The organism is Pontibacter sp. HJ8 (assembly GCF_054824225.1).
Genome location: NZ_JSYF01000129.1, coordinates 1 through 7,994, shown reverse-complemented (window position 1 = coordinate 7,994; position 7,994 = coordinate 1). Strand labels below are relative to the sequence as shown.

Here is a 7,994-nt window from a genome sequence, read left to right as displayed (position 1 = left end):
AAATGTATCGTCAATGTGGAATGCCTTATCTAGGTTGATAAGTGTTGCTAATGCCCAAACAATGAAAAGAGTTAAAGAGGGGTAAACTTGCAGGCGGCGCCAAATTTTAGTAATTAACATAGAAAAATGGAGGCCTCAAAGTTTCTGCAGCACCAGTTCGGCACCTTCTTCCCCTACCAGCGAACCGATGGCCACGCCCATCCCGCCCATCCGTACGGAACAGCAGATATGTTCTGAGACAGGCTTTACTATCGTGGTCTTCTCCGGACCGAGGCCCATGATGCCGCTCCAGCGATGCGCTACTTCAAAGTCAGTACCGGGCAGTATGACCTCTTGCAGGAGTTTCTCCAGTTGCTGTTGCACCAGTTCAGTCAGGCCAAGTTCCGTTGTTTCTTCCGCTTTAAAGTCCAGGTTGCGTCCGCCGCCGAAGAGGACCCGGTTGCCAATGTTGCGGAAATAGTAGTAGCCGCGGTCGTAGTGGAAAGTACCTTTTAGTTTGAGATTCGCAATGGGCTCCGTGATGAGTACCTGCGCCCGGGCAGGTATAACCTGCAACTGCGGCAAAAGCTGCCGCGCAAACCCATTGGTCGCCACCAGGGCGGCCCGTGCAGGTATAGCGATGCCTTGTGCCGTGATGGCAGTTATACCTTTATTTTCCTCCTGCAACTCCAGTACTTCCAGGCAATTCAGCACCAGTACACCCAGCGTCTGTACCTTCTGCGTGAGCGCCAGGATCATTTTGCCGGTATCGATCTGGCCTTCAGCCGTGCTTTCGATCAGGTGCTCGACCTGCCTGAACCCAAAGCGGCTGATCTTTTCATCGGCCAGGCGAAATACCTCCTGCTCACCCGTAACCTGCTGCAGGTGGCGGTTCAGGTAGGGGAGACGCTCCACACATTCGGTATGCAACTGCTGCTGCGAGGCCTCAAACAGCTCATAGCCGCCCCAGCGGTGATAGTCGATGGCTGTGTCCCCGAGGTTGTGCCGGAGGCGCTGTAAGCCTTTCCAGCGACGCTCCACCAGGGAAAATACCGCGTCTTCGGTGTGGTGACTCAGATCGTCGAGCAGTTCAGAGGGGCTGCCAAAGCAGGCGAACCCGGCATTTTTGGAGCTGGCGCCAGTGGGTAGCAGGCCGCGTTCCAGTACTACCACTTTCAGTTTGGGTTGCCTGGTTTTCAGGTATAGGGCCGCATTCAACCCCACGATGCCGCTGCCAACGATGAGCACATCGATGTTGCTGAAGTACGTGTCTTTTTCCCAATAACTGAGTTGCATGGCTACTCTTCCTCTCTCACATACGTATGCTGGTAATTCCGCGCTGTGGCTTCGTCGATGATGTCGAACCGGGTGAGCATGATCTCACGCTCCCCGTCATTGAAGCCTCTTACAAATACGCCTTCCGGCGTCTCATAGATAGAGTAGTTGTGCTTTCCGAACGGGTATAGGTTGTTGCTTTTGAGCGTTCTGGCGTTTGTCAGATCCGCCCTACGGCCGTCCGGTGTGGTGATGATGAATTTCTTTTTATCTGCCATGGTATACCTCCTTTAAAATATCATCCAAGATAGCACTAATCTGTGCAGCATGGCTCAGAACCATGAGGTGCCCTGCGTTTTTTATCCTGACGGTGTCCGGATGCTCCCGCATGGGCAGGATGCGGTCGGCTGTGCCATGTATCATGACCACGTCCTCGAAGTGGTCGGGCTGCTGCCAGTTCAGCAGCTGTCCCAGCGCCCAGCGCAGGAAATGCGGGTCCGTTTCGAATATCACCTGTTTCAGGAGTGCCTTCTCTGCCGGGGTGGCCGCACCAAAGAGCATTGGGGCCACAAAGTGGAACCGCTTGAGCCACGGCACCGGAATGAGCTGGTGCAGCCGCAACAAGCCCATGAGGCGGTAGTACCAGGGCAGCGACCTGCTGCTGGCGATGCTGGAGATGAGGATGGTCTTGCGCGGGTGCAGGAACCTGGCCAGCTCAATGGCCACCACGCCCCCAAACGACATGCCCACCAGCACAGGGTCAGGCTCCGTGATTTGCGTGGCCAGCCTTCTGGCGTAGTTTGCCAGCGATTCATTGGTTTCTGGGCGTATCCAGCGCACGTATACCCTGTCGCAGCAGTGGATGTGCAGGAACTGAAACATGCGCTCATCTGCCCCCAGCCCACTGATAAAGTATACCGTACCCATGCGTTTGATTTGTCCCCTCCGGTTTTAGAATTGCAGAGGCAAAGCTAAGGGATTCATCTACGCTGCACAAACCAGGACAGCGTGTCGGGGCAGCTTCGCTAGTCCCTTCGAGCCAGGCCGCCGCCCAGAAATCGCACCGCATCCTGCGCCGTCTCCTGTGGCAGTTCCTCCATGGGGATGTGGCCTGCACCCGGGTATAGCTTGAGCTGTGCGCCTTTTATTCCCTGCAGGAAACGGGTGGCATCCCGGACAGGCACCCAGGCATCGGCTTCGCCCCAGAGGATGAGGGTGGGTGCCTGAATCCGGGCAAGTTTGTGCAGGTTGTCCTGGTCCATCGTGTTGAGGCGGGCGATGAAGGCTTCGCGGTTGCCGTCGCGCAACAGCAGTTCGTGGCTCAGCGTGATGGTGCTCTCGTGAAGCCTGCTGTCGTCGCCGTATACCTCTTTCAGGCTCTTTTCCACGAGGAAGCGCGGCGTGATGTACCGGAGCGAATGCTTCAGCACCGGGGTCTGCGCCAGCCGGAAAGGCAGGGAAATGCGCTTGTCATTGGCATGGGTTATGCCCGTGGGCGACACCAGGATCAGTTTGTGCACGCGCCCGGGATGGGAGGCGGCGAAATCGAAGGCAATCTGTCCGCCGAGGGAGCTGCCGGCGATGTGCGCTTTCTCTATCCCCAGGCTGTCGAGCAAGTGTAGCAGCAAGCCGGAGTAGTAGTCGATGGTATAGGTGTCGGTGGCGTTGCGGCCGGTCATCCCAAATCCCGGCAGGTCGAGCCGTAGCACGCGGTGGCTCTTGCTGAGCTCAGCAGCCCAGCCATCCCAGGTATGGAGGGAGGCGGCGGTGCCATGCAGCAGCACGATGGGGGTGCCCTGGCCCTCGTCGCGGTAGTGCAGATTCGCCCCATCCAGCCGCATGAAGCGGGAGGCTGTGGAGCCATACCTTGCTTTCAGCTCATCGGCAGGTATATCTTTGTGCACCAGCAGGGCGGTAGTCGCAACCATCAGCAGACCAGCCGCCAGGAGCAGGCGCCGTTTTCTCTTTTTCATAATGCAAATGCTTGAGGAGCAGGACTAGAACACCTGACAAGATAAGGGGTTTTACAGGAATCATCCAAGGCGGCCACGGCATAAGGCCGGCGGCCCGCTGGAAAAGTGAAGATAGGAGCCAGGGCGGTTTCGCCAATCCCTGGCAGCGTTACCGCGGACTATCACTTTTGTCGCACTGGCTCCGGAAAGCTAACAGGGCTACTGTTCCTTTGAAAAAGGCCGTACACGAAAAAGCCCGCAGCTTCCTGCGGGCTTTTGTAAAATCAGATGCATGGGATGCTATACCTATACCTGTTCCTGTCGGAACTTGCTTCCGAAAAAGTAATAGACAGGTATACCCAGCCCGACGATGATCAGGCCCGGCCAGGTGAAGGTTGGTTTGTAAATGAGCAGGATGATGCAGATGGCAGAAGCCAGGATGATGTACATGGCCGGAAGTACGGGGTAGCCGAACGCTTTGTAAGGTCTTGGCAGGTCCGGGCGCTTTACGCGCAGCACGAACACCCCGATGATGGTGAGGATGTAGAACAGCATCACTGCAAAGATCACGTAGTCGAGCAGGTCGCCGTAGGTGCCCGAAAGGCATAACAGGCAGGCCCAGAGGCACTGCAGCCACAAGGCAGCCGCCGGTACGCCGTTCTTGTTCAGGCGGCCCATCTTCTCGAAAAACAAACCGTCTTTGGCAATCGCATAGAACACCCGGGCGCCGGAAAGGATGGCGCCGTTGTTACAGCCGAACGTCGAGATCATGATCAGTATGGCGATCCCTAGTGTGGCCGGGTACCCGCCGATCACCTCTGCCACGGCAGTAGCTACGCGGTCGTTGGAGGCATGTTGTATACCTTGTGCCATTACACTGGTCGCGTTGGGGTCGCCGTTAAGCGGCAATACCAGCAGGTATACCAGGTTGATGAGCAGGTAAATGCCCGTTACAATGCCTGCCCCGATGACCATGCTGAGCACAATCGTACGCTTGGGGTTGACGATCTCATCACCTGAAAAACCGATGTTGTTCCAGGAATCGGAAGAGAAAAGGGCTCCTACCATGGCAATGCCTAAAGCCGTGATCAGGGCCATGCCGGTAGGCGGTATAGCACCCGTACCCGACGCGGCGGCGTCACTACCCCAGAAATCAGAGAAGTTGGCCTGGACGGCTGTGTCGTTTACACCAAAGAGCAATCCGAAAAGAATAAGGGCAAACAAGGCGATCAGTTTGGTGCTGCCGAAAATGTTCTGGATCAGCTTGCCGCTTTTCACGCCCCTGGAGTTGATGTAGGTCAGGTATACGATGCTGACAATGGCTAGCAGTTGCACCGAGGTAAAATTGATACTGCCCACTGAGAAGAGCACGTTGCTCTCGCTGAACCAAGGGATGAGTACACCGGTGAAACGGGCAAAAGCCACCCCGACAGCCGCAATGATACCCGTCTGGATTACCAGAAAAAGCGTCCAGCCATACAAAAACGCCACCATTTTGTTGTAGGCCTCTTTCAGGTATACATACTGCCCGCCCACTTTTGGAAACATAGACGATAACTCGCCATAGCTAAGGGCTCCTACCATGGTCAGGAAGCCGGAAAGCACCCAAACCAACAGCATATTACCGGGCGTGACCACCGTGCGCGAAATATCTGCGGTAACAATAAAAATCCCGGAACCGATCATGCCTCCTGTCACGATCATGATCGCATCGAATAGCGTCAATTCGCGTTTGAAGCCTTGCTCAGTATGTTCTTCTTCCTTTTTCAGGGTTTCTATACCTTTCTGCATTTTAGTTTTGATTTTGAAAACAAATGTAGCAGTAATTTTTCAGTGCTCCACCACCCTGATTAGCAGACATACTTAAGAAGTCCATGAATATAGATGTGTAATTATACAGACTAAAAATAGGTTTTTATGAGGAATAAATTACAGGTTATTCGTCCCGAGAAGGCGCGTGTTCACGGATAAAAAACGGTGGTTGGTATAATACAGTAGTAATTGATGCAACAGTACCTTGCATAACAAAGTACTATAAGATATCTTTGTAACAGTAAAATTAATTATTCAACCATAAAAATTTAAAGCCATGAAAGTAATATTCGTTATCGCCGCCTCAGTTTCTTGTTTTGGTCTTGCTCTTCAAAATGATAAGAGCCTGCCTGTTCCCAATGGAAATGATTCTCACGTAGTTGTACTGACAGAAGAAGTAGAAGCTCCTGTTATGGATGTGGTACTGGATACGGTGGTCATCACAGCCGTAGCTCCTCAGGCGATCGCTGCTAATGCCCGCTAGGCAGAAGCAGCCCGCCCTGCAGGGGGGAGTAGAGTATCACAACCGGCCAGCCAGATTTCGGCTTCTTCGCGCTCATTAAAGTTTTGCATGCAAAGCTCGGGCGTCAGGCGGGTCAGCAAATCACGGGCAGACAGCCTGCTGAACATATTGTGTGAATACACATGGGCCATATACCGTAATCCGGCTGCAACGGCTTTGGGCATCCATTCGAACTGTATCCAGTCGTTTGCTTCCTGCCAGTCGCCGGTGATGTCCGACTTATCGTTCATCAGCTTCGGGCAGCCGCTGCTACGGAGCAGCTCCAGATAGGCCTGCGCAGCGCATACTACATCATTTGCTGTGATATGCCCTGACCATTTGGCCTCAATGTAATCCTGCTTTTGTTGCAGGGTGACATATACATCCCCCAGCATGTGACTGAGCTGCAGCGGTTCTGCTAACTCAGATCTGCATTCTTCTCGCTCGATTGCCATTTTCCACCTCCTCTATCTCCTTTAAATGTCACGACCGGATTTTTCCTGTTCTGCCTAATAATTACTCACCCGAATAGCTGCTGCGTGAGCCTGTACCGGGAAGGACTCCATCACCGGGTCTTTAAACCAGACTTCTACCAGCTGGCCTTCCCGCAACTGCTCCAGTTTAAGTACGGCGCCGTCCTGGCCTTCGATGAGTGTCTTGTTGTCAATGCGCAGGCTGGCTTTGGTATGGCTGGTCTCTATACCTTCCACGGCTTCTACCAGTATCTCTGCTACAGCGGCATCCTGCTTTGAATTTGTCTTCTTAAGGTTCGTGATGTTACCGTGCACATCGGGCTGCGTATTTGGGATCTGTCTGGTATCCTCTGTCTGGCAACCAACCAACAGGAGTGCTGCCAAGGGCAGGTAGCTTATATATTTTTTCATGGTCGTCTTATCGGGTATGTTCCTCGCTGATCGCTCTGTTGAAAAAGTCCAGCAGGGGTTTCACGCACTTGTACGTAGGGAGGAGCTTGGAAGTAACATCCGGACGCATTACTTCTTCGTCGCTGAAGTAACGGAGGGCCAGAAAGTTTTTATGCCGGAGCAAATCAACAGACGCATGTGTCTTGTCATACCCTTTGGGCGCTGTTGCCCGTTTCTCCCCGCGCAACTCTCCGAATTGCTCTACAAAGGCGGGTGAGCGGATGATCTGCTCCAGCTCGCCCGGGTTATAGTCTATCTCTTCACGTATAAGCGCCAAGTGCTCGGGCTTTGGGTTAGGTATACCGCCGCCCATACGTGACTTGCCGCCAGGCTCCAGCACCAGGATGTAGTTGGCATAAGGCGAGTGCCGGCCACCCCTGGATATGCCGGCTCCCATCCGCCCTTTATAAGGCGCCTCCCCGCTTTTAGAGAAATCATTCTTATTGATCCGGAACAAACATTCCTGCGTCGTGACGCCATGCAAAGACGGGTCTATCTGCTTCAGCTCCTCCAGTGTAAAGCTTACCAGCTCCACAAAATAGCTTCTGGCTTGCTGGTAACGCTCCCTGTTGGCGTCCATCCAGAGTTTGCTGTTATGGCGCTGCAGGTCTCTGAGAAAATCCAGTATAAAAGGCCCGTTCATGGCAGCAGGGATGGAATTCGTAAAAAGTGGGTCATATTATCCGGAGAATAGGTTCTTACAGCTTTTGTGAATAGCAGCGTCCTATCCGGTTGAATAATGCGGTTGAAAGCAAGCGTATCAAACCTGTTGTAGCTCTATATCCCCCCGGTTCTACTCCACAAAGAAGCCCCTTGTTACAGACAGGAGCAGTAACAAGGGGCTTTTGCTAATATATTGTAGCGTGAGCTAAGCTACTTTCATGAACAGGTCGGTCAGGGATTTTCGCAAATCAGCTTCGGAGGTATAGTAGGTCAGGAAATCACCATGCCGGCAGCCGGCAGCCGTGGGTACCTGGCGCAGTACGACTTTCGCTCTTTTGCCCACTGTGATCAGGCCTATGTGCCTCCGCTGGCAGAGTGCCAGCAGGCTATCGGCCAGCATATTGTTGCGGAAGCTCAGGCTGCTGATTGATAAACCGAGCCACTGCTCATTGGCAGGGGCCTGCTTAAGTTCGTTGACCAACTTCTCCAGTTGCTGTTTAAGGTGGCGCTTCTCCAGCTGGGAGTGCAGTAGAAAGCCTGCTATCGCGACAAAAACAGGAGCCAGGTATAGGAGAGGCCAGTAGTCAAGGGTATACCCAATGTAAGCAGTCAAAAGGAGGAGCGCGCCTGCGGTCAGGAACCGGTAGTTACTCAGGCCCTTTTTCTTGTAGCGGATGAGGAGGGCAGTAAGCCGATCGGATTGCCGGATGCTCAAGGATGCAGCAAAAAAGCTGTTGTCCTCTTTCTTCATCACAAACAGCCCATCTACTTCCGCGCCCTGCTTCGTCTTCTCGAGCTTCCTGACCAGGAGACCGGAATTCTTGGATTGCTTTGCATAGTAAGAACTTAAATAGTCGAATGCAAAATTTTCAATTTTGTTGACCTCCT

At 53.4% G+C, this 7,994-nt stretch carries 10 protein-coding genes; 1 reads left to right on the top strand and 9 read right to left on the bottom strand.

Going from position 1 to position 7,994, the window contains the following annotated elements; genetic code table 11:
• Positions 1-135: 135 nt before the first annotated feature.
• From OB13_RS07200 to OB13_RS07180, 5 genes are all read right to left on the bottom strand, one after another.
• Complete coding sequence (locus OB13_RS07200) at positions 136-1,275, bottom strand: NAD(P)/FAD-dependent oxidoreductase (RefSeq protein ID WP_461489479.1); 1,140 nt, start codon at positions 1,273-1,275, stop codon at positions 136-138.
• 2 nt (positions 1,276-1,277) lie between these two features.
• A complete protein-coding gene (locus OB13_RS07195; protein WP_461489478.1) occupies positions 1,278-1,532 on the bottom strand; it encodes a hypothetical protein in 255 nt (84 codons plus the stop codon).
• Positions 1,522-2,181 carry an alpha/beta fold hydrolase gene (locus tag OB13_RS07190; protein ID WP_461489477.1) on the bottom strand — a complete coding sequence of 220 codons (660 nt, stop codon included), beginning with the start codon at positions 2,179-2,181 and terminating at the stop codon, positions 1,522-1,524. Before OB13_RS07190 ends, OB13_RS07195 begins: the two co-directional genes overlap by 11 nt.
• 98 nt (positions 2,182-2,279) lie before the next feature.
• Complete coding sequence (locus tag OB13_RS07185; protein ID WP_461489476.1) at positions 2,280-3,227, bottom strand: alpha/beta fold hydrolase; 948 nt, start codon at positions 3,225-3,227, stop codon at positions 2,280-2,282.
• A 285-nt stretch (positions 3,228-3,512) separates the two neighbouring features.
• Complete coding sequence (locus OB13_RS07180; protein ID WP_461489475.1) at positions 3,513-4,997, bottom strand: APC family permease; 1,485 nt, start codon at positions 4,995-4,997, stop codon at positions 3,513-3,515.
• Between the two features lie 298 nt (positions 4,998-5,295).
• Here OB13_RS07180 and OB13_RS07175 point away from each other — a divergent pair, with 298 nt between their 5' ends.
• Complete coding sequence (locus OB13_RS07175; RefSeq protein ID WP_461489474.1) at positions 5,296-5,502, top strand: hypothetical protein; 207 nt, start codon at positions 5,296-5,298, stop codon at positions 5,500-5,502.
• On the opposite strand, the gene OB13_RS07170 is transcribed toward OB13_RS07175, so the two are convergent.
• From OB13_RS07170 to OB13_RS07155, 4 genes are all read right to left on the bottom strand, one after another.
• Positions 5,499-5,975 (bottom strand): hypothetical protein, encoded by a 477-nt coding sequence (locus OB13_RS07170; protein WP_461489473.1) that lies wholly within the window; start codon positions 5,973-5,975, stop codon positions 5,499-5,501. The genes OB13_RS07175 and OB13_RS07170 overlap by 4 nt on opposite strands.
• A 54-nt stretch (positions 5,976-6,029) precedes the next feature.
• Positions 6,030-6,404 (bottom strand): DUF3221 domain-containing protein, encoded by a 375-nt coding sequence (locus OB13_RS07165; protein WP_461489472.1) that lies wholly within the window; start codon positions 6,402-6,404, stop codon positions 6,030-6,032.
• Between the two features lie 7 nt (positions 6,405-6,411).
• Entirely contained in the window at positions 6,412-7,086 is a 675-nt protein-coding gene (locus tag OB13_RS07160) for a DUF2461 domain-containing protein (protein WP_461489471.1), read from the bottom strand.
• Between the two features lie 225 nt (positions 7,087-7,311).
• Positions 7,312-7,994, bottom strand: a 683-nt coding sequence (locus OB13_RS07155) for a hypothetical protein (protein WP_461489470.1), incomplete at its 5' end; no start/stop codon positions are given.